Origin of the sequence: Kluyvera genomosp. 1, assembly GCF_001266615.1 — a bacterium.
Taxonomy (GTDB): Bacteria; Pseudomonadota; Gammaproteobacteria; order Enterobacterales; family Enterobacteriaceae; genus Kluyvera; species Kluyvera cryocrescens_A.
In genome coordinates, this window is sequence record NZ_LGHZ01000038.1 from 61503 (window position 1) to 84071 (window position 22569).

19 protein-coding genes are annotated in these 22569 nt (G+C 53.4%); 7 read left to right on the plus strand and 12 right to left on the minus strand.

What is annotated here, in order from left to right; genetic code table 11:
- Position 1: 1 nt before the first annotated feature.
- From KP80_RS18655 to KP80_RS18690, 8 genes are all read right to left on the minus strand, one after another.
- On the minus strand, positions 2-1024 hold the full coding sequence (locus KP80_RS18655; RefSeq protein WP_052285132.1) for a microcin C ABC transporter permease: 1023 nt from the start codon (positions 1022-1024) through the stop codon (positions 2-4).
- A 1-nt stretch (position 1025) separates the two neighbouring features.
- Complete coding sequence (locus tag KP80_RS18660) at positions 1026-2117, minus strand: microcin C ABC transporter permease YejB (protein WP_052285133.1); 1092 nt, start codon at positions 2115-2117, stop codon at positions 1026-1028.
- 9 nt (positions 2118-2126) lie between these two features.
- Positions 2127-3917, minus strand: coding sequence for an extracellular solute-binding protein (locus tag KP80_RS18665; RefSeq protein WP_052285286.1), 1791 nt, complete (start codon positions 3915-3917; stop codon positions 2127-2129).
- Between the two features lie 99 nt (positions 3918-4016).
- Positions 4017-5582, minus strand: a complete 1566-nt coding sequence (locus KP80_RS18670) for a cyclic di-GMP phosphodiesterase (protein ID WP_052285134.1) — start codon at positions 5580-5582, stop codon at positions 4017-4019.
- Between the two features lie 123 nt (positions 5583-5705).
- Positions 5706-6278, minus strand: a complete 573-nt coding sequence (mepS, locus tag KP80_RS18675; RefSeq protein WP_052285135.1) for a bifunctional murein DD-endopeptidase/murein LD-carboxypeptidase — start codon at positions 6276-6278, stop codon at positions 5706-5708.
- A 413-nt stretch (positions 6279-6691) separates the two neighbouring features.
- Positions 6692-7411 carry a phosphatase PAP2 family protein gene (locus KP80_RS18680; RefSeq protein WP_052285136.1) on the minus strand — a complete coding sequence of 240 codons (720 nt, stop codon included), beginning with the start codon at positions 7409-7411 and terminating at the stop codon, positions 6692-6694.
- Between the two features lie 44 nt (positions 7412-7455).
- Entirely contained in the window at positions 7456-8433 is a 978-nt protein-coding gene (locus tag KP80_RS18685) for a CobW family GTP-binding protein (RefSeq protein WP_052285137.1), read from the minus strand.
- Between the two features lie 116 nt (positions 8434-8549).
- Positions 8550-10016, minus strand: a complete 1467-nt coding sequence (locus tag KP80_RS18690) for a mannitol dehydrogenase family protein (RefSeq protein WP_052285138.1) — start codon at positions 10014-10016, stop codon at positions 8550-8552.
- A gap of 205 nt (positions 10017-10221) precedes the next feature.
- On the opposite strand from KP80_RS18690, the gene uxuA reads away from it, so the two are divergent.
- A complete protein-coding gene (gene uxuA, locus KP80_RS18695; RefSeq protein WP_052285139.1) occupies positions 10222-11412 on the plus strand; it encodes a mannonate dehydratase in 1191 nt (396 codons plus the stop codon).
- Between the two features lie 90 nt (positions 11413-11502).
- Here the strand turns inward: uxuA and yeiP are convergent, their stop codons facing one another.
- Positions 11503-12075: an elongation factor P-like protein YeiP gene (gene yeiP, locus KP80_RS18700; RefSeq protein WP_052285140.1), complete on the minus strand. Its 573-nt coding sequence runs from the start codon at positions 12073-12075 to the stop codon at positions 11503-11505.
- Positions 12076-12229: 154 nt separating this feature from the next.
- Here yeiP and KP80_RS22690 point away from each other — a divergent pair, with 154 nt between their 5' ends.
- On the plus strand, positions 12230-12484 hold the full coding sequence (locus KP80_RS22690) for a YkgJ family cysteine cluster protein (RefSeq protein ID WP_072129165.1): 255 nt from the start codon (positions 12230-12232) through the stop codon (positions 12482-12484).
- Here the strand turns inward: KP80_RS22690 and setB are convergent.
- Positions 12481-13662 (minus strand): sugar efflux transporter SetB, encoded by a 1182-nt coding sequence (gene setB, locus KP80_RS18705; RefSeq protein ID WP_052285141.1) that lies wholly within the window; start codon positions 13660-13662, stop codon positions 12481-12483. The two genes, KP80_RS22690 and setB, sit on opposite strands and share 4 nt — an antisense overlap.
- 362 nt (positions 13663-14024) lie before the next feature.
- Between setB and fruB the strand changes: the two genes are divergently transcribed.
- Genes fruB through fruA form a run of 3 tightly spaced genes read left to right on the plus strand, consistent with a single transcriptional unit; the run spans position 14025 to position 17798 of the window.
- Positions 14025-15155 (plus strand): fused PTS fructose transporter subunit IIA/HPr protein, encoded by a 1131-nt coding sequence (fruB, locus tag KP80_RS18710; RefSeq protein WP_052285142.1) that lies wholly within the window; start codon positions 14025-14027, stop codon positions 15153-15155.
- Positions 15156-16094 (plus strand): 1-phosphofructokinase, encoded by a 939-nt coding sequence (gene fruK, locus KP80_RS18715; protein ID WP_052285143.1) that lies wholly within the window; start codon positions 15156-15158, stop codon positions 16092-16094.
- 15 nt (positions 16095-16109) lie between these two features.
- Entirely contained in the window at positions 16110-17798 is a 1689-nt protein-coding gene (gene fruA / locus KP80_RS18720; protein ID WP_052285144.1) for a PTS fructose transporter subunit IIBC, read from the plus strand.
- A gap of 91 nt (positions 17799-17889) precedes the next feature.
- Here the strand turns inward: fruA and nfo are convergent, their stop codons facing one another.
- Both nfo and KP80_RS18730 read right to left on the minus strand, forming a co-directional pair.
- Positions 17890-18747 carry a deoxyribonuclease IV gene (gene nfo / locus KP80_RS18725; RefSeq protein ID WP_052285145.1) on the minus strand — a complete coding sequence of 286 codons (858 nt, stop codon included), beginning with the start codon at positions 18745-18747 and terminating at the stop codon, positions 17890-17892.
- Positions 18748-18813: 66 nt separating this feature from the next.
- Positions 18814-19866 carry a YeiH family protein gene (locus KP80_RS18730; RefSeq protein WP_052285146.1) on the minus strand — a complete coding sequence of 351 codons (1053 nt, stop codon included), beginning with the start codon at positions 19864-19866 and terminating at the stop codon, positions 18814-18816.
- A 118-nt stretch (positions 19867-19984) separates the two neighbouring features.
- Between KP80_RS18730 and yieE the strand changes: the two genes are divergently transcribed.
- Positions 19985-20851: a DNA-binding transcriptional regulator YeiE gene (gene yieE, locus KP80_RS18735; protein ID WP_052285147.1), complete on the plus strand. Its 867-nt coding sequence runs from the start codon at positions 19985-19987 to the stop codon at positions 20849-20851.
- 134 nt (positions 20852-20985) lie between these two features.
- The gene (locus KP80_RS18740; RefSeq protein ID WP_052285148.1) at positions 20986-22455 is read left to right on the plus strand and encodes an amino acid permease; all 1470 of its coding nucleotides are present in this window, start codon (positions 20986-20988) and stop codon (positions 22453-22455) included.
- Positions 22456-22569 lie beyond the last annotated feature (114 nt).

The window sequence follows — 22569 nt, forward strand, 5'->3', positions numbered from 1 at the left end:
CTTATACCGCCTTAGAAGGGTCGAAAGCGTCACGCACCGCTTCGCCGATAAAAATCAGCAGTGACAGCAGAATGGCCACGCAGAGAAAACCGGCAATCCCCAGCCACGGTGCCTGGAGATTGTTTTTACCCTGTAGCAGCAGTTCTCCCAACGACGGCGAACCGAGCGGCAGGCCGAAGCCGAGAAAATCCAGCGAGGTCAGGGTGGTTATCGAGCTGCACAGAATAAACGGAATGAAGGTGAGCGTTGCCACCATGGCGTTTGGCAGCATATGGCGCAGAATAATGCTGCGGTCGCCGACACCCAGCGCCTGTGCGGCGCGGATATAGTCAAAATTACGGGTGCGCAGAAATTCAGCGCGCACGACGCTGACCAGCGACATCCAGCCGAACAGTACGGTAATCGCCAGCAGCCACCAGAAGTTAGGCTGCACTACGCTCGAGAGCAGAATAATCAAAAATAGCGTCGGCATGCCCGACCACACTTCAATAAAACGCTGGCCCCACAGGTCAATACGGCCGCCGTAATAACCCTGAACTGCACCCACCACCACGCCCATCACGCTCGCGAAAAGGGTAAAAATCAGGCCAAATAGCAATGAAATTCGGGTGCCGTAGAGAATACGTGCCATGACGTCCCGGCCGTTAGCATCGGTACCGAGCCAATTTTGTCTGGATGGTGGGGAAGGGAAGGGGATATCCGTGCTGTAATTAATGCTGCTGGCACCAAAGCGAATCGGCGCCCACACCACCCAGCCGTTGTTCTCGAGGCGCTGCTGCAGCCAGGGATCTTGATAGTCAGCGGTAGTGGCGAATTCACCGCCGAAGGTTTTCTCGCTGTAGTTTTTTAGCACCGGCGCGTACAGACTGCCCTGATAGCTGACCAGCAGCGGGCGGTCATTGGCAATGAATTCGGCGCACAGGCTACAGATAAAAATGACGGCGAAAATCCACAAAGACCAATAGCCGCGGCGGTTGTGGCGAAAGCGCGCCCAGCGCGCCTGGTTAACGGCACTCAGCGTCATATTAGCGGCCCTCAAAATCAATGCGCGGATCCACTAGCGTATAGCAGATGTCGCTGACAATATTCATCAGCAGTCCGATGAGCGTGAAGATGTAAAGCGTGCCAAACATCACTGGATAATCGCGTGAGACGGTGGCCTCATAGCCCAGCAGCCCTAGCCCGTTCAGGGAAAACATCACTTCAATCAGCAATGAACCGGTAAAAAACATGCTGATGAACGTCGCCGGGAACCCGGCAATCACCAGCAGCATGGCGTTGCGGAAAATGTGTTTCCACAGAATCTGCCGTTCACTGACCCCTTTTGCTCGCGCGGTGACCACGTATTGTTTACGAATTTCGTCGAGAAATGAGTTTTTGGTCAGCATGGTGAGTGCGGCAAACCCGCCAATGACCGTCGCCAGTACCGGCAGCGTGATGTGCCAGAGATAATCGGTTATTTTCAGATACCAGGGAAGGGAATCAAAGTTGGCGGATGTCAGCCCGCGTAGCGGGAAAATATCGTAGTAGCTGCCGCCAGCGAACACGACAATCAGCACGATAGCGAATAAGAACGCCGGTATCGCGTAGCCGATAATAATACCGGTACTGGTCCAGATATCGAAGCGGCTACCGTTGTACACCGCCTTGCGAATCCCAAGGGGTATGGAGACCAGATAGATAATTAACGTGCTCCAGACGCCGAGCGACACCGAAACCGGCAGGCTCTCTTTCATCAATTGCATGACCGAAGCATTGCGAAACAGGCTGTTGCCAAAATCAAAGCGCAAATAGTCGCCGAGCATTTTGAAATAACGCTCGTGCAACGGTTTGTCAAAGCCGTAGCGCTGGGTGATCTCGGCGATCACCTCCGGATCCAGCCCTCGACCACCGCGGTATTGGCTTTCGGCGATGTTGCTGACGCCGACGCGTGACTGCCCGCCGCCCATGTTTCCACCGCCACCGGGTAAGGTGCCCTGATGGCCAAATTCCACAGCGGCAATGGCCTGATCGACCGGTCCGCCGGGAGCTATCTGCACGATAAAGAAATTGAGGGTGATGATCGCCCACAGGGTCGGGATTATCAGCAGCAAGCGGCGAATGAGATAGGCACCCATAAACTCTCCTTAACGTCGGGATGCGGGCAGCTTTGCCGCTTTGTTTACGTCATACCACCAGGTGTCAAAGCCGGGCGCGTCGGGACCTGAGCTGTAAAGCGGGTGAATAGCGGGGTATGAAAATTTGTCCCAATGGGCAATTCGGCTGCCGGACATGAACCACATTGGCAGCATGTAATAGTTCCAGGTGAGTACGCGATCCAGCGCGCGACCCAGAGGAATGAGTTTCTGCTGATTTCCCTGCCAACGGATTATCTGATTGATCAGGCTATCGATGGCCGGGCTGGCGACGCCGGGCGCGTTATAGGTAGAATTAATGTATTCCGAGGACCACGAAATCTGCAAATCGGCGCTGGGCCAGGGCGCGGCTCGCCATAGGCTTGGCATCATGTCGTAATCACGTTTGCGCAGGCGGTTGGTAATCTGCGAGATATCCACCTGGCGAACGTCCATCGTGATGCCAAGACGCTGTAAGTTGTGTTGGAACGGCATTACCCACTGGTCGTTGCCACCAGAAGGTAGCAGCAGCTCAAAGCGCAGCGGCTGTCCGGTTTGCTGATTAACCCTCTGCTGACCTTTTAACACCCACCCCGCCTCGGTAAGCAGTTTCCCTGCGTTTAGCAGATTCTCACGATCAAAGCCGTCGCCATTAGATGTGGGCGGCTGATAGATTGCGGTGAAGACTTCTGGCGGCACTTCATTTTTCAATGGCGCTAGCAGCGTCAGTTCGTCGGCCTTTGGATAATCACGGGCTGCGTATTCCGTATTCTGGAAATAGCTGCTGGCGCGGCTGTAGGCGTTGTAAAACAGCGCCTTGTTCATCCACTCAAAATCAAACGCCATGCTGACGGCCTGGCGCACCCGGCGGTCGGAAAAGACCGGACGCTGAATATTAAATGCCAGCCAGCGCGTATCCTGTGCGGCGTTATTTTTTTGCTCATCTTTGACGATATAACCGTTAGCAAAGTTTTTGCCTATATAGCGGGTAGCCCAGTTTTTGGCACTGCTTTCGGTACGTACGTCAAATGCACCTGCCTTAAAGGCTTCGAAAGCAACGTTATCATCGAGGTAATAGTCGTAGCGTAGCGAATCGAAGTTCCAGCGCCCACGGTTAACGGGTAAATTGGCGGCCCAGTAATCTTTTACCCGCGAGTAGATGATGTACTGACCCATTTTCCAGTCGCTGATGCGATAAGGGCCGCTGGCCAGCGGCGGGGTACTGAGTGGGTCGCTGAGCTTATGATCCTTCCAGAATTTCTCCGGCAGAATCGGCAGCGTAAACAGCCCCAGCATGTCCTCTTTACCCGGTTTAGCCAGTTCGATGCGGAGGGTTAATGGCGTAATGGCTTTGACGGTGGTGCCTTTATAAATCAGCCGAAACTGCGGGACACCTTCGGTCATGAATTTGTTGAAGGTGAATGCCACATCGCTAGCGAGAATAGGACTGCCGTCATGGAAACGGGCGTGAGGATTAATGGTTAACTCCACCCACGAATAGTCATCGGCATAGCGAGCGCGGTCAGCGACCAGCGGATAGTAGCTGCCAGCTTCATCGTCGGAGGTGGTAAACAGGGCATCGTATAGCGAGTCCGTGCGAACGGCCGCGTTACCGCGCAGGGCATAACGGTTGAAATTGTCAAAGGTGCCAAGCGCGGCCAGTGTGATATTGCCACCTTTTGGCGCAGCGGGATTCACATAGTCAAAATGATCAAAATTGACGGCGTACTTTGGTTCGCCAATCACTGCAAATGCATAGCTTTCTTTTATCTCCTGCGCATACAGAGGCAGGCTTAACGTCATCAGCAGGGCAAAACAGATACGCGCTATGATCAAGATTTGGCAACCCCCGCTTAAACGTATTGATTGAACAGGCTTTTATCAGTGAATCTTAAATGACCTTTACTCACATGTGAAATACTTTGCCGGCTTATGATGTTCAGCCGTTAGTTGCTGCAAGGTCAGCGGGCGGCTTATCAGATAACCCTGTAGAAAATCGACGCCATGCTCGCGCAGCCAGGTTGCTTGTTCTTCGGTTTCAACCCCTTCGGCGACGGTCACCAGATTTAGGCGCTGAGTGAGGGTTAACACGGCATCCAGTACCGGAGAGGTGACGGTTTCCTGGCCAATGGCGTTGACGAATCCACGGTCTATTTTCAGGTAATCAAGCGTAAAGCGCTCAAGGTAGATAAGCGCGCTATGGCCGGTACCGAAATCATCAATCGCTACCTCAATCCCTTCACCGCGTAGCCAGGTGAATAGGCTCATCGCTTTTTCCTGGTTGAGCATGTCGCGTTCGGTGATTTCGAATACCAGCTGGAAATAGTTATCCGGTAGGCTCGCGTTGAATTGGCGAATATCCTGCTGGAAGCTCTCGGCAATAAGATGTCCCGGGGCAATATTGATGCCGAGCTTGGCTCCCGGTGGCAGAAGGTCTTTCAGTGTTGCCGCATCGCGAGCAATCAGCTCGAAGAGATGGCGGGTAAGGGGAACGATGAGATTTTGCGCTTCTGCAAAGCTGATAAAGGCATCGGGTGGAATATTGCCCGCTGTAGGATGTGACCAGCGCATCAACGCTTCAACGCCCGCTATTTTCTGCTCCTTTGCATCCACTACCGGTTGGTACACGACGTAGAATTGACGATGCTTGATGGCGGAGAGAATCTCTTTTCCCGGGCGCGAGTGAATCGTCAGGATATAGAAGCACAGCAGACCGCCGAGTAAACCGCAGGCGAGCCCCAGCAAAATGGAATACAGCGAGTTATCGGTACCTGCCGTGTTGCTGTAGAGATAGATTTCCAGCGGGACGCCTTTAACCTTGACGTGCCTGACGGCGGTATCGGTAATTGCACTGAGGGGAAGAGGTTTATTGCTAAATGTTGAAATCGCCGTTTTGCCGTTAACAACCAGCGCCACCCCGTTGTAGGGGCTCTGTTTAGCCGAATAGAGCACCCAGGGCATCAGGTTGGCGTTAATGGAGGCGAAGATCCCGCGATTCTCCAACAGTGGGCTTTTCACCCATAGCACAAAGGCTGGCGTGGTAGGCATCATAGGCGTGCCGGGCAGAATTCCCATCACGTGATTTTTAGTGAGATCGAGATCTGGCACCAGATCCTTTAGAGACAGTTCCATCGGGCCGGTTGCTGAAGAGCAATAGGCCACCTGATCTTTCACCAGTAGAAACGCCCTGACATTCATGCTGAATGCTGCTCGGGCCGTCAGCTCTGATGAGACTTCTTCACAGCTATTTAGAGTCAATGACTGCAAAGAGTCCATAGTGACCAGAATTTGGCTGAAGTAGTTATCAAGGTAGTTTTGTAGGCTGGAAATGGTGACATCAAACTGAGCAGAGCGGCGGTGATGAAAAATAGAATACTGTAGGGCGCCACAGACAAGGGCAACCAGCAGGCCAGTCGCAATGCTGGCGAGAATAGTCCGGCGATTAATTGACCTTTGACGAGTAAACATACTACTTCTCTATGCTACGGAACTCTAAAGAAAAGAATACTGATGAAGCATAAAAAAAGCACTGCTAGAGCAGTGCTTTTTTTATGCTTACCGTCAGCCAAGGGAAACCGACGGTAAACGACATTACGAACGACTCAGGACGCGGCGAGCTTCGTTGTAACGCTTATTCCAGTATGGCTCATTCATGCTGGAAATAGTCACACCGCTGCTGGTGGATGCATGAACGAACTGGTTATTGCCAATATAAATTCCAACGTGGCGACCCGTGGATCCTGCACGGAACAGAACTAAATCACCGGTACGGAGCTGGCTGCGCGAAACAGATTTGCCTGTTTCCTGCTGTTCCCACGTGGAACGCGGCAGCTCTAAACCAAATTGTTCACGGAATGTGCGCTGCACAAAGCTGGAACAATCAACGCCTCGTTTGGTATCGCCACCAAGACGGTAACGAACACCTTTCCATCCTGCGTATTGATCCATCAGACGGGATTTCACGTCGAGGTTACGCACCATGGTTTCAAATTCATCCTGAGAGGCTTGCAGTGAAGAAGTGTCTTCGCTACCCACACCATGCGTCTCAGAATGCATGTTCTTAGCGGTATTACTGGTTGTACTACATGCAGAAAGCAGAACCGCGACTGCTACTGCTGGAATCGCTCGCAAGATATATCTCAAAATCGGCTGAGATTTGACCATTTTCGTTGTTTTCCCTTGAAGTCCTTAACGACAGAGTCGTTATAAAAAATGCCAAACGCGTCTGAGACTAAATACACGCAATCAATGAGACAATTCTTTGAATTCAGTTTTGTGGTACAGCGCACAAAACTTTATTTAATGGACCGAATAATTGCTCTTTGAAACGACAAACGCAAATGAGAGTACCTTAACGAAAGGGGCATTGCGAGTGCTTTTGCCCGATTTTTTATAAGAAATACTGATATAGAAAGTTAGCAAATGTGAATGGCTAAAATTGCGTCGTCAGAGTATGAAAAATGGGCAACTTGTTCATTATAAACATGAATGTTATGACAGGATGATGACGAAAATAAAAGAGGCAAAAAAATAGGCGAAAGATGATTTTCTTTCGCCTGATTCGTCAGAAGCAACGGTTATTTATTGGCTGCTTTTAATTTGCTCAATTTGGGTAAATTACACTCAAATAGCTTGATGGCTTTATCACTCAACGGCGTCATCAGAACCCATGGCACACCGATCAACACCGAAGTCAGCGATCCCACCGCGATATCGGTGAACCAATGCGCGCCGATCATTACGCGAGGGAAAGCGAAAACCACAAAAATAACCAGCGAAATAAGGAATGCTTTCACGCCGAAATAGCGCCACATAAAGGAGGCGAATATCAGCAGCATCATTCCGTGATCGCCTGGGAAGCTGTCGCGTGAACCGTCTTTGGTATTAAAGTCCACGTAGTCACTCACGCGATGTGCGCCAGCAACCGACAGTGACGGGCTACTGCGGGTCACCGGGATAAAGTGTTGTGCTAGCTGATTGATGATAACCGCGGCTAGCAGCATCACCAGACCAATAATCACAATACGGCGGCGTCCATTGGTCTCTTCTTTTAACCAGAAGTTCAGCATCAAGCAGCCCATCGCCAACAGTGAGCAACCGTCAAAGGCGCGGTTATTGATGATGGCCAGGAACCACGCATAGGTCAGGTTACCGGCATTCAGTCCCTGGTTGAAGAAACGGAAAATCGCCACATCGAGGGTTGACCACCACCCGTGGTTGACCGGCAGATACCAGGACAGGAATAACGCCACACCGGCAGCGTTAAGCATAATGATCAAGGGAAAGCGTGTACGCATTATCGTCTTCACAGCAATTAATCTCGCCGGCAACCTTAGCGTTATTACCCTAAACGAAGTTTCAACAGTGCGGATTGGAGCCCATTCCAATCGGTCTCGACATCATTTATCAGCTCAATGCGACTGTCAGGCGGCGCAACATTTTGGGTTTCAATATGCAGATCCGCACCCTGACGGTTAATTCGCACCAGCCCTTCAGAAATACGCATTACGGCTTTCAGACGCGCAACCGGCGCCAGCCGCGCCCATTCTAAGAGGCCAATGGTATCAAACTGGGTATCGGCATCAAAAATCCAGCCGCAGGCATGGTAACCCTGGCCTTGATTGACGCTACGTCTCCAGCGTTGATGCTCCGGCAGGCTCAACGCCCCCAATCCTTTGTTTGAGGGATGGGAGTGAGTATGCGCAGCACTTGCAGTAAGCTTGGCCAGATTGCTGCGCGGCGTATCCAACAGCGCAACGTCAATATTGCCCTGTGTAGTGGCCAAATGCTGACGCTCGCCGCCGTTTTGCTGCCACCAGTCGGTCATCGCCTGCTGGCTTTCCGGCGTGGTGCGGTCAGATTTATTGCTGACGATAATGTCCGCAGCCGCCAATTGATCGCGAAAGTTTTCATTGCTCGCGATCTTTTCATCCAACAGTTGACGCGGATCCATCACGCAAATAGTGGCGCGCAGGTCGATCCACGGCTCGTAAACCGGAGCGGTCAACAGATCGAGGATCTGTTTAGGGTGACCCAGCCCAGTGGGTTCAATCAGCAGTCGATCGGTTTTTCCCTGACGGAGTAGCGTATTTAGTCCAACCTGCATCGGCAGTCCATTGACGCAGCACATACAGCCGCCGGGGATCTCTTTTAATAGTGCGCCGCTGTCTGCCAACAGTGCGCCGTCGATTCCCACTTCGCCAAACTCATTAACCAATACCGCCCATTTTTCATCGGCAGGCTTATGAGCCAGAAGGTGCAGAATAGAGGTTGTTTTCCCGCTGCCGAGAAAGCCGGTGATCAGATTGGTTTTAGTCACGAAAACTCCAGAAAGGAAAGAGTGTTAACTCGATCACTTTATTCTGGGTAAAAGACGACGTAAAGAGAAGCTTTTGGTGAGCCAGGAAGAACCGGCTCACCGGAGGAGGGGTACGGTTAGCTGTTCAGTGCACCCAGCAGCGCCTGACGCGCACCTTGCTGCACCAGATTTTGCCAAGCTTGTTTTACCGCCTGGACAAACTGTGGATTCGCTGGCAGATCGCTGCCAAAGATTTCCTGCAGAGAGAGCAGCGTTTCAACACGGTTATCGTTGTTGCTGTTTTCAACCAGAGTGCGAATTTTTTCTGTCAGCGGATCGCGGATATCAATTGCGTGACCGGCATCGTCCACGCCGCTGACGTAGCGCATCCAGGCGGCAACACCCAGCGCCAGCAGCGGCCAACGGCTGCCTTCCTTGAGATGAATACGAATCCCATCCAGTAGACGTTGCGGCAGTTTCTGGCTTCCGTCCATGGCGATTTGCCAGGTTCGGTGCTGAAGTGCGGGATTGCTAAAGCGCTCAATCAGGCTGTCTGCGTAGGCCGCAAGATCAACGCCAGTAATGCGCAGGGTAGGTGCTTGTTCAGCCATCATCAAATGGCGGGCGGCGCGACGATAGGATTCATCCTGCATACAGTCGCTGATATGTGCGTAGCCCGCTAGATATCCCAAATAGGCGAGAAATGAGTGGCTACCGTTGAGCATGCGCAGCTTCATCTCTTCCCATGGCAGGACGTCATCAACCAGCTGTGCTCCGGCGCTGCCCCAATCGGGGCGCCCGGCAACAAAATTATCTTCAATGACCCACTGAATAAACGGCTCGCAGCTTATCGCACAGGGATCTTCGACGCCTAGCTCCGCGGTGATTTCTGCCAGGGAGGCTTCCGTTGCTGCGGGAACAATTCGGTCAACCATGGTGCCAGGGAAGCTGACGTGTTCAGCGATCCATTGTGCTAGCTCTGGGGAGCGGCGAGCCGCCATATCCAGCACGGCATTTTTTACCACGTGGCCATTATCAGGAATATTATCGCAGGAGAGCACAGTAAAGGCCGGTAGTCCGCGCTCGAGGCGGCGATGTAGCGCTTCAACCAGGATGCCTGGCGCGGAATGCGGTTCGCTCGGTGAGGCGAGATCGTGGACGATCCGCGGCTGCGAGATGTCGAGGTGCCCGGTAGCCGGATCAATGCAGTAGCCTTTTTCGGTAATGGTCAGAGAGACAATTGCTACCTGCGGCTCACAGAATTTTTCGAGGATCGCCGCCAGCGAATCCAGCTTCGCATTCAGGCATTCATTAACGGCACCAATAATAATCGGCTGGTTGCCGGCCGCGCTTTTCTCCATCACGGTAAACAGATGGTCCTGTTGCCGCAGCTGGCTCATCAGCACATCGCCGCTAAACACGCTGATTTCACAAATGCCCCAGTCGCCGCCATGCTGATTCAGCACCCGGTTGGTCAACAACGCCTGGTGCGCGCGATGAAAGGCACCAAAACCGAAGTGCACAATCCGCGAACGCAGCTGTTGCCTATCATATTGTGGTCGCTGAACGCTGGCGGGAAGGGCTACTGAGGCTATTGTATTCATTGTTTACACATCCGATTAACGATTGATTAACGTCGCCAGTGTAAAGTTATATGACAGCAAATTAAATTGGTGTGCCGTATTTATCGCGTTAGTGTGAGCTGGATCAATCAATCCAGGCGGATTTATTGACCGCCACGAATAAGCCTGTATGGTAGTCGTCATTAACAGTGATTTTATTGGTATAACAACTTTAGAGGGTTAGGCAATGGAACAAACCTGGCGTTGGTACGGCCCGAACGATCCGGTATCTCTTGATGATGTGCGTCAGGCTGGCGCGACGGGCGTTGTTACGGCATTGCACCACATTGCGAATGGCCTGGTATGGCCGGTTGAAGAAATCAAACAGCGCCAGGCTATTCTGGCTGAAAAAGGGCTGACCTGGTCCGTTGTGGAAAGTATTCCGGTGCACGAAGATATTAAAACCCACTCCGGCGAATATAAGACCTGGATTGCAAACTATCAGCAGAGCATCCGCAATCTGGCGGAATGTGGCATCGACACCGTGTGCTACAACTTTATGCCAATCCTTGACTGGACACGTACTGACCTTGAGTACACCCTGGAAGACGGTTCGAAAGCGCTGCGTTTTGACCAGATTGCTTTCGCTGCTTTTGAGCTGCACATCCTTAAGCGTGAAGGTGCTGAGAATGATTACAGCGAAGAAGAGCAGCGTCAGGCGCAGGCTTACTTCACCGCGATGAGTGAAGCGGAAGTCACCAAACTGACCCGTAACATTATTGCTGGCCTGCCGGGCGCGGAAGAGGGGTATACCCTTGACCAGTTCCGTGCCCGTCTGGCGGAATACGATCACATCAGTAAAGAACAACTGCGTGAAAATATGGCCGTCTTCCTGCGGGCAATTGTTCCGGTTGCCGAAGAAGTGGGCGTGCGTTTGGCCGTTCACCCGGACGATCCACCGCGTCCAATCCTAGGCCTGCCGCGTATCGTTTCCACCATCGAAGATATGCAGTGGCTGAAAGAAACCGTCGATAGCATTAACAACGGCTTCACCATGTGTACCGGTTCTTACGGTGTTCGCGCCGATAACGACCTGGTGAAAATGATTGAAACCTTCGGCGACCGTATTCACTTCACGCACCTGCGTTCTACCTGCCGTGAAGAGAACCCGAAAACCTTCCACGAAGCCGCGCATTTGCAGGGCGACGTGAATATGGTGGCGGTAGTTGATGCTATCCTGACCGAAGAACAGCGCCGTAAGAAAGCGGGCGACTTGCGTCCAATCCCAATGCGCCCTGACCACGGTCACCAGATGCTGGACGATCTGAAGAAGAAAACCAACCCGGGCTATTCCGCGATTGGTCGTCTGAAAGGTTTGGCGGAAGTGCGCGGCGTTGAGCTGGCGCTGAAAACCACCAAGTTCCGCGATCTGCTGTAATTCCGCGACCCCCTCAGCGGGAAAGTGGTAGCAAGAAACAAAAAAGGACAGCCAATGGCTGTCCTTTTTTTTCATACAGTTGACCTGAGCTTAGTCCGCGCGGCCCATATAGCGTTTTTCTTCGATATGAATGCGGATTTTTTCGCCGGTGGTTAGGTACTCAGGAACCTGGACAACCAGACCGGTGGTCAGGGTGGCTGGTTTGGTACGAGAGCTGGCGGATGCGCCTTTGATGCCGGGTGCCGTTTCAACGATTTCCAGATCGACCGTTTGTGGCAGTTCCAGCGCCAGAACCTGGCCATCCCACAGGAGAACCTGCATGTCAGGCATACCGCCTTCCGGGATGAACTGCAGTTCGTCAGCAATCTGGTCATGAGTGAAGATATACGGGGTGTAGTCTTCTTTATCCATGAACACGTATTCATTGCCGTCGATATAGGAGAAATCAACGAAGCGGCGGTTCAGGGTCACCGTATCAACCATGTCGTCGCCTTTAAAGCGCTCTTCAACTTTCAGACCGGTGCTGACGTCGGAAAAACGCATTTTGTACAGCGTTGCTGCGCCGCGGGCGCTCGGTGACTGAATATCAATATTTTTTACAATCAGCAGCTTGCCGTTGTAATTCAGCACCATACCTTTTTTGATTTCGTTCGCTCTTGGCATTGCAATTATCCTGTGAAAAAGGGTGTCGAAAATATCGCGTAAAAGTACTCGTGCCGGGCGTTTCAGGCAAGAGGAATTAAAGGCTTTTGCTATCTCTGATTAAAAGGTGGTACTGTGCGCCACAACTGACCCATATCCGAACAGAGAGCCCGCAATGGAATGTCGTCCCGACTGCGGCGCTTGCTGCACTGCACCTTCGATATCCAGCCCTATTCCTGGCATGCCTAACGGCAAACCAGCCAATACGCCTTGCATACAGCTAGACGAACGTCAGCGCTGTAAAATCTTTGCTTCGCCACTGCGGCCGAAGGTGTGTGCCGGGCTACAGCCTGCACGTGATATGTGCGGGACAACTCGCAGTGAGGCAATGACCTGGTTACTGCATCTGGAAGCGCAGACTGCGCCCTAAACGTCTCTAATACGCAGCAGGCAAATTAGCGTGCTGACGCACAGCACCAGCGCAATCCAGAACACGGTGTGGTAGTTCCAGATTTCAGCAACCACGCCTGCTAATGATCCTGCGATAATCCAGCCGACACGTGAGGTGTTCGCATACAGTGTGGTCGCTGAACCGGCCTGTCCGGGCATCAGATCCTGGAAATAGAGCATGCCAATCCCGCCGAGAATCCCAATATAAATGGCGTTAAGCAACTGCATCGCCAGTAACAGCATCGGGCTGTTAAAGGTCAGCATACCAATATAGAAGAAGAGACCGGCGACAGCGGCAATGCGCATCAGGAAACGCTTGCCGAGACGTTTGGCAAAGTAGCCAGCAATCAGCATGGTTGGAATTTCTAATCCGGCGGCGGTCCCCATCATTACCCCGGCCAGTTTTTCCGGTAGGTGCAGTTCGTTGATGATATACAGCGGCATGTTAATGATATACAGGCTGTTGGTACCCCACATCAGCGTACAAATCACAAACAGCAGCAGCGCATCTTTTCGATTCGTTCGCGGTGCCTGAATACTGCCGCTGATGTTGACCTTCTCTTTACGCATGGTGGGCAAGAAGAACCAGACCATCGCGCCGCAGACCACAAAGGCGACGGCTGCGGACAAATACATGGTGGTAAAACCAAATCCCATTGCCAGCGCGTAGGCCAGCGGGGGACCAATCACCCACGCCAGGGAAACCTGAGCACGCATAATGGAGCTAAACATCACTGCTTCGCGGCCGGTTTTGTCGGCGTGTTCACGAGCAAGGGCGAACATCTGCGGGTTAGCGGTGGAACCAAAGCTGCTGAGGAATACGCCGACAAACAGCAGAATAAAGTAGTTACGGTTCCAGGCGAACAGTATGCAGGCCATCACGCCAAGCAAGCAGCAGAAGACAATCAGGTTTTTACGGTCGCCGTGTTTATCGGAATAGCTGGCCAGAAACTGGCTGACGAAAATGCCAATGATAGCGCTACCGGTAAAAAAGAAACCGACCATGGCCGGACGAACATGGACTTCGTTGCTGAGGAACAAGCTCAGTGTTGGCGTTTGTAGAGCGCCCGCAATGCCGGTTAAAAACGCGACAATTAAGAATGAGGATGAGGTGAAATCAAACGATCGCCGTGGGGCGGCGGCGGTACTGTTTTGCATGTTGTTTTATCGGTCACTTTAGGAGAGTCGGGGAGTTTACGTCGCGACTCAGAAAATGAACAGTAACCTAAATCAAATTCGGCACTAAAAACTAAAAGACCATTTCATAAATTTAGCTTACGTCCTGCTGACGCCATAACTGAGCATCACGTTGTGCTTCAGCAGATGTGGCGATAATGCTAATGAAATGTGCAGTAGATCTGATTTTTGCGATCAAGTTTGCTGCATAACTTGCAGGCTGATTAAGAAAGGCACAAAATTATTGAAACGTTTCAGCGTCGTCTTCAGCATCTATCACGCTAAGTACGGCAATTTTTTCTCATTAAAGCTGAATCGATTCAATTCGAAAAGCGAGGGGAACCATGTTCCAGTTAACTGTTCAGGATATTCATCCCGGCCAGCAGGCCGCGAATAAAGAAGAGGCTATTCGGCAGGTTGCAGCGGCGCTGGTTAGCGCAGGCAATGTTGCTGAAGGTTACGTTGCCGGCATGCTGGCGCGTGAGCAACAAACCTCCACTTTCCTCGGCAATGGCATTGCCATTCCGCACGGCACGACCGATACCCGCGATCAGGTGCTGAAGACGGGCGTGCAGGTTTACCAGTTTCCTCAGGGCGTGACCTGGGGAGAAGGGCAGACCGCTTATGTAGCGATTGGCATTGCCGCCAGCTCTGACGAGCACCTTGGCCTGCTGCGTCAGCTGACGCACGTGCTGAGCGATGACGCTGTGGCTGAACAGCTGAAAACCGCCACCACCGCCGAAGAACTTCGCGCGCTGCTGATGGGAGAGAAGCTTAGTGAAGCGCTGAAGCTGGATAACGACATGCTGTCGCTGGATGTTACTGCCAGCGATCTGGTGACGCTGCAGGCGCTCAACGCCGCACGCTTGAAAGAAGCTGACGCAGTAGATGCCAACTTTGTGGCTCGCACCATTAACGAACAACCGCTGAATCTGGGCCAGGGTATTTGGCTGAGCGATAGCGCCGAAGGCAACCTGCGTAGCGCCATTGCGGTCAGCCGTGCGGCCACGCCGTTTAGCGTTGGCGAGGCTCAGGCTTGCGTACTTATCACCGTGGCGATGGCCGATGCCCAACCGACAGCGGTGCTGAACCGCCTGGTCAATCTGCTGCTGGATAACAAAGCTGAACGCCTGCTGAAAGCGGATGCTGCCACCGTGCTGGCGCTGCTGACCAGCGATGACGCTGTGGCTGACGATGCGCTGAGCGAAGAGTTCGTTATTCGTAACGAACACGGCCTGCACGCTCGTCCTGGCACCATGCTGGTGAATACCATCAAACAATTTAGTAGTGATATTACCGTCACCAACCTTGACGGTAGTGGTAAGCCCGCCAACGGACGCAGCCTGATGAAGGTCGTCGCGCTAGGGGTTAAAAAAGGTCATCGTCTGCGCTTTACCGCCCAGGGTGATGATGCTCGTCAGGCGCTGGACGCTATTGGCGAAGCAATTGCTTCAGGCCTTGGGGAGGGCGCATAAATGAGCAGAAGAGTAGCCACAATTACCTTAAACCCGGCCTATGATTTGGTAGGGTTTACACCAGAAGTTGAGCGCGGGGAAGTGAACCTGGTGCGGACTACCGGGCTGCATGCTGCGGGTAAAGGTATCAACGTTGCCAAAGTGCTGAAGGATTTAGGCATTGACGTGACCGTGGGCGGCTTCCTCGGCAAAGATAACCAGGACGGTTTTCAGCAGCTGTTCAGTGAACTGGGGATCGCCAACCGTTTTCAGGTGGTGCAGGGGCGTACCCGCATCAACGTCAAGCTGACGGAAAAAGACGGTGAAGTTACCGATTTCAACTTCTCCGGTTTCGAAGTGACTCCGGCTGATTGGGAGCGTTTTGTTAATGATTCCCTGAGCTGGCTGGGCCAGTTCGATATGGTCTGCGTGAGCGGAAGTCTGCCGGCGGGCGTCAGCCCGGAAGCGTTCACCGACTGGATGACGCGCCTGCGCAGTCAGTGTCCGTGCATTATTTTCGACAGCAGCCGCGAAGCGTTGGTGGCTGGCCTCAAAGCCGCGCCATGGTTAGTGAAACCAAACCGCCGCGAGCTGGAAATCTGGGCTGGCCGTAAGCTGCCTGAAATGAAAGACGTGATTGATGCGGCACACGCACTGCGTGAGCAGGGCATCGCTCACGTGGTTATCTCACTCGGCGCAGAAGGCGCGCTGTGGGTTAATGCTTCCGGCGAATGGATTGCCAAGCCGCCTTCAGTTGAAGTTGTCAGCACGGTTGGTGCCGGTGATTCCATGGTCGGTGGCCTGATTTACGGCCTGCTGATGCGTGAGTCCAGCGAGCACACTCTGCGTCTGGCAACGGCAGTCGCGGCGCTGGCGGTTAGCCAGAGCAACGTCGGCATCACCGACCGTACCCAGTTGGCCGCGATGATGGCGCGTGTCGACCTGAAACCCTTTAACTAACAGCGGGAGAGGCGTATGAAAACGCTGCTGATTATCGATGCTAAACTCGGACAGGCTCGTGCTTATATGGCGAAGACCCTGCTGGGTACAGCCGCGCCGAAAGCGCGTCTGGAGTTGATTGATAACCCAAATGACGCCGATCTGGCGATCGTTTTGGGGTCTACTTTACCAGCCGATACCGCGCTGGTGGGAAAACAGGTTTACTTAGGCGATATCAACCGCGCGGTTTCGCATCCGGAGCTGTTCCTGAGCGAAGCGAAAGCGCAGGCCAAACCGTATGAAGCGCCAGCCCAGGCAGAGCCAACGGCGACCGGCGCAGTGAAGCGTATTGTCGCGGTAACTGCTTGTCCAACGGGCGTTGCCCATACCTTTATGGCGGCGGAAGCGATTGAAACCGAAGCCAAAAAACGTGGACTGTGGGTGAAAGTCGAAACCCGTGGCTCTGTGGGCGCAGGTAATGCAATTACGCCAGAAGAAGTGGCTGACGCGGATCTGGTGATTGTGGCTGCGGATATTGAGGTGGATCTGGCGAAGTTTGCGGGTAAACCTATGTACCGTACCACCACGGGTCTGGCGCTGAAGAAAACCGCGCAGGAACTTGATAAAGCGATGGTTGAGGCGAAGCCGTATCAACCTGCTGGCCAAAGCAAAACCGCGAGCGATGCGGCGAAGAAAGAGAGCGGCGGCGGGGCGTATCGTCACCTATTGACCGGCGTTTCTTACATGCTGCCGATGGTGGTAGCAGGCGGCCTGTGTATCGCACTGTCGTTTGCCTTTGGTATTAAAGCCTTTGAAGTGAAAGGCACGCTGGCCGCGGCGCTGATGCAAATTGGCGGTGGTTCAGCCTTTGCCTTGATGGTTCCAGTACTGGCCGGTTTCATTGCCTTCTCCATCGCTGACCGTCCAGGTCTGACCCCGGGTCTTATCGGCGGTATGTTGGCGGTAAGCGGCGGTTCCGGCTTTATCGGCGGTATCATCGCGGGCTTCCTGGCAGGTTACGTGGCGAAGCTTATCAGCACCAAGCTGAAACTGCCGCCAAGCATGGAAGCGCTGAAGCCTATTCTGATTATCCCGCTGGTCTCCAGCCTGATTGTCGGTCTGGCGATGATTTACCTGATTGGTACCCCGGTTGCTGCACTGCTGAACTGGCTAACCCACTGGCTGCAAACCATGGGCACCGCGAATGCGGTTCTGCTGGGTGCAATCCTCGGTGCGATGATGTGTACCGACATGGGTGGTCCGGTAAACAAAGCAGCTTACGCCTTTGGTGTTGGTCTGCTGAGTACCCAAACCTACGCGCCAATGGCAGCAATTATGGCGGCCGGTATGGTGCCACCGCTGGCGATGGGTATTGCGACGCTGGTTGCGCGCAGCAAGTTCGACAAAGGTCAACGTGAAGGTGGTAAAGCGGCGCTGGTTCTCGGCCTGTGCTTTATCTCTGAAGGGGCGATTCCGTTCGCGGCTCGTGACCCAATGCGCGTTCTGCCTTGCTGTATCGTTGGCGGCGCCGTTACGGGGGCTATCTCCATGGCGGTTGGCGCGAAACTGATGGCTCCACACGGTGGTTTATTCGTCCTGCTGATCCCTGGCGCCATTACCCCAGTGCTGGGCTACCTGGTCGCGATTGTGGTCGGTACGCTGGTCGCAGGTCTCTCCTACGCGGTGCTGAAGCGCCCGGAAGGTGAAGTGGTCGCGAAAGCTTAAGTTTGCTTAGCCAATAAAAAAGGGCCGATGATTCGGCCCTTTTTTTATGTCCAGGATTTGCCGCCCAGCCGCGGCAATGAAACACGTTAACTCAGGCGGCGGCGGACTCAGTTTGCTGCGCCTTCAGCCAGGCGATTTCTTCTGCCCAGATATCCGGATTAATGGTTTCCAGAATCAGCGGAATACCGTCGAAGCGATTGTCCTGCATAATCCAGCGGAAGGCATCGTGGCCGATATTGCCTTCACCCAGGCTGTGGTGGCGGTCAACCCGACTGCCGAAAGCGCTTTTGGCATCGTTAAGGTGCATGCCGCGCAGATACTGGAAGCCAACGATGCGATCAAAGTCGGCAAAGGTTTCAGCGCAGGTTTCGGTGGTGCGCAGATCGTAGCCTGCGGCGAATGCGTGGCAGGTATCGATACAAACGCCGACGCGAGATTTATCTTCAACGCCGTCGATAATCGCCGCCAGGTGTTCAAATTTAAAGCCAAGGTTACTGCCTTGCCCGGCGGTATTCTCAATCACCGCCGTTACCCCTTCGGTTTGGGCCAGAGCGATGTTGATGGATTCGGCAATGCGCGCCAGACATTTATCTTCATCGATTTGCAGCAGGTGGCTGCCCGGATGGAAGTTCAGCAATGTCAGCCCAAGCTGCTGACAGCGCGTCAGCTCATCGATAAAGGCTTCACGGGATTTTTCCAGCGCCTCTTCGACCGGGTGGCCAAGGTTAATGAGGTAGCTGTCGTGCGGCAGGATTTGCGCTGAAGTGTAGTGATACTTTTCACACGCGGCTTTGAAATCGTCGATGATTTCCGTGGTTAACGGCGCGGCGCGCCACTGGCGCTGATTTTTGGTGAACAGGGCGAAGGCGGTCGCTTCGATCTCCGCGGCTCGAATAGCGGCGTTTGCCAGTCCGCCTGCGGCGCTTACGTGCGCTCCAATGTATTTCATATCGTTAAACCCGCCATACTCAAAAGGGGAGAGTATAGCGGGTTCATGCGGGGGAGTCGTGCTCGTTTATGCCATCACGGTATGGATGGCAAAGTTAATCGCGCCGCCGCCTACAATCAGCCAGATGAACAGTACCAGTGCCATCAGCAGCGGTTTGGCTCCGGCTTTTTTCAGCGCGCTAATATGAGTGGTGACCCCGAGCGCCGCCATCGCCATGGCCAGCAAAATGGTATCCAGCGTAATCAGCATTTGCACCACGCTTTGCGGCAGCAGGTGGAACGAGTTGAAGATAGCGACCACGATAAACAGAATCGCGAACCACGGAATGGTGATTTTGCTTTTCTGCTCAGCGTTGGCCGGTGCCAACTGTTTCACCCGAGCGGCCAGAATCAGCAGGAACGGAGCCAGCATCATGACGCGCAGCATTTTGGCAATCACCGCCGCGTTTTCCGCTTCCGGGCTGATGGCATGGCCCGCTGCTACAACCTGAGCCACTTCATGCATGGTCGAACCAATATAGATTCCGTAGGTTTCCGGGCTAAACCAGTGCGCTACCAGCGGATACATGGCTGGATAGAGGAAAATCGCCAGCGTACCGAAGATAACCACTGTCGCCACGGCGACCGTGACTTTGCTGGCTTCTGCTTTGACGACCGGTTCTGTTGCCAGAATCGCCGCGGCACCGCAGATACTGCTACCCGCGCCAATCAACCAGCTGGTGTGTTTATCCAGGCCAAAGACCTTTTGCCCAAGCCAGCACGCCATCAGGAAGGTGCTGGAAAGCGTCAATACGTCAATCACGATACCGCTGACGCCGACGTCAGCAATCTGTGAGAACGTCAGGCGAAAACCGTACAAAATGATCCCCAGGCGCAGCAGGTGCTGTTTAGCGAAGATGACCCCACCGTCGCACGACTGCCAGAGTTTCGGATACACGGTGTTACCGATGACCATCCCGAACAGAATAGCCAGCGTCAGCGCGCTCATTCCCGCGCCGGCAATGGCTGGAATGCTGCCGGCCCATACCGCCGCACCGGTAATGACTGCGGTGAGCGCAAGCCCAGGAATAAAGTGTTTGATGCTACGATGATGATGCGTCTGTAAGGTGACTTGTGTCATAACCTTCTCCTTTGTCTGGCTAAAAGGTTACGCTTGGCTGGTTAAAAGATAAAATTGATTATATATTTATAATTAATCGTAATAACTGGTAAGGGCGGCTCCAGCGGGCCGAAGAACTATGCATATCACGCTGCGACAGTTAGAAGTTTTTGCAGAGGTGCTGAAAAGCGGCTCAACCACTCAGGCATCGCAGATGCTGGCGCTGTCGCAGTCTGCGGTCAGCGCGGCATTAACCGATCTCGAAGGGCAACTTGGCGTGCAGCTGTTTGACCGCGTCGGTAAGCGGCTGGTGGTCAACGAACACGGGCGGTTGCTGTATCCGCGTGCGCTGGCGCTGCTGGAACAAGCCACCGAAATAGAACAGTTATTCCGTGAAGATAACGGCGCCATCCGCGTCTATGCCAGCAGCACCATCGGTAACTATATCCTGCCGGGTGTGATTGCCCGCTATCGTAAAGATTTCCCCACGCTGCCGCTGGAGCTGAGTGTCGGTAATAGTCAGGATGTGATTAACGCGGTCGCTGATTTCCGCGTCGATATCGGGCTGATTGAAGGTCCATGTCATTCAGCTGACATTATTGCTGAACCGTGGCTTGAGGATGAGCTGGTGGTCTTTTCCGCGCCGAACAGCGCCTGGCTGCCGGGGGAGGTGACCCTCGAAACCCTGGCGATGGCGCCGTGGATCCTGCGTGAGAAAGGCTCGGGGACGCGAGAAATTGTCGACTATTTACTGCTTTCGCATCTGCCGCAGTTCCAGATGGGGATGGAGCTGGGTAACTCAGAAGCGATCAAACATGCAGTGCGCCACGACCTGGGCATCAGCTGTTTATCTCGCCGGGTCATCGCCGAGCAGCTGGAAGCTGGTTCGCTGGTGGAAGTGAACATTCCACTGCCAACCTTAAGCCGCACCCTGTGGCGCATTCATCATCGGCAAAAGCATCTTTCCAACGCGTTAAGCCGCTTCCTGCATTACTGTAATACCTAAATCGGCAGGTGGATGCTTTACTTATAATAAGAGAGCGATCATGAAGCTCTCTTATAACTGCGCATTTCTGCCGTGATATGCCGGAATCGTCTGCTACAATCTCGCCTCATTTTTTGGATGGATAGCATTTTCACATGGGTTCCGAAACAAAAACCACACAAGCGCCCGCGCTACGCCGCGAACTCAAGGCGCGCCATCTGACGATGATCGCTATTGGCGGTTCCATCGGTACAGGTCTGTTTGTTGCCTCCGGTGCAACGATTTCTCAGGCGGGCCCAGGCGGCGCGCTGTTTTCCTATATCCTGATTGGCCTGATGGTGTACTTCCTGATGACCAGTCTGGGCGAGCTGGCGGCCTATATGCCGGTATCCGGCTCTTTTGCCACCTATGGTCAGAACTATGTTGAAGAAGGCTTCGGCTTCGCGCTGGGCTGGAACTACTGGTACAACTGGGCGGTCACGATTGCCGTTGACCTGGTTGCCGCACAGCTGGTGATGAACTGGTGGTTCCCGGACACGCCTGGCTGGATTTGGAGTGCGCTGTTCCTGTGCGTCATCTTCCTGCTGAACTACATTTCGGTGAAAGGCTTTGGTGAAGCGGAATACTGGTTCTCGCTGATTAAAGTGGCCACCGTGATTATCTTTATCATCGTCGGCATCATGATGATCGTCGGTATCTTCAAAGGTGCACAGCCGGTTGGCTGGAGTAACTGGACGACGGGCGATGCGCCGTTTGCCGGCGGGCTTTCGGCTATGATCGGCGTGGCGATGATCGTCGGCTTCTCCTTCCAGGGAACCGAGCTGATTGGTATTGCTGCCGGTGAGTCTGAAGATCCGGAGAAGAACATTCCGCGTGCGGTGCGTCAGGTTTTCTGGCGAATCCTGCTGTTCTATGTGTTTGCGATTCTGATTATCAGCCTGATCATTCCTTACACCGATCCGAGCCTGCTGCGTAATGATGTTAAAGATATCTCCGTCAGCCCGTTCACGCTGGTCTTCCAGCATGCTGGCCTGCTGTCGGCAGCGGCGGTGATGAACGCAGTTATTCTGACGGCGGTTCTGTCGGCGGGTAACTCCGGGATGTACGCGTCTACTCGTATGCTTTACACCTTAGCCTGTGACGGCAAGGCGCCGCGCATCTTCGCTAAGCTGTCCCGCGGTGGAGTGCCACGTAATGCGCTGTATGCAACGACCGTGATTGCCGGTCTTTGCTTCCTGACATCGATGTTCGGTAACCAAACTGTCTACCTGTGGCTACTGAATACCTCCGGGATGACCGGCTTTATTGCCTGGCTGGGGATTGCGATTAGCCACTATCGCTTCCGTCGCGGCTACGTTATGCAGGGGCACGACATCAATAATCTGCCGTACCGTTCAGGGTTCTTCCCGTTGGGGCCGATCTTCGCCTTCGTCCTGTGCCTGATTATTACTTTGGGCCAAAACTATGAAGCATTCCTGGCCGACACCATCGACTGGGGCGGCGTGGCGGCAACCTATATCGGTATTCCGCTGTTCCTGATTATCTGGTTTGGCTATAAGTTTACCCGCGGTACGCATTTCGTTCGCTATAGCGAAATGCACTTCCCGGAGCGCTTTAAGAAGTAATCTGCCATTCTGTTAGCTATGAAAACCTCTCTTCGGAGAGGTTTTTTTATGTCTGCTGTTTATAGATTAGACATGGTTGATTACGTCTTGACATAACTTTAAATAACCTTAATT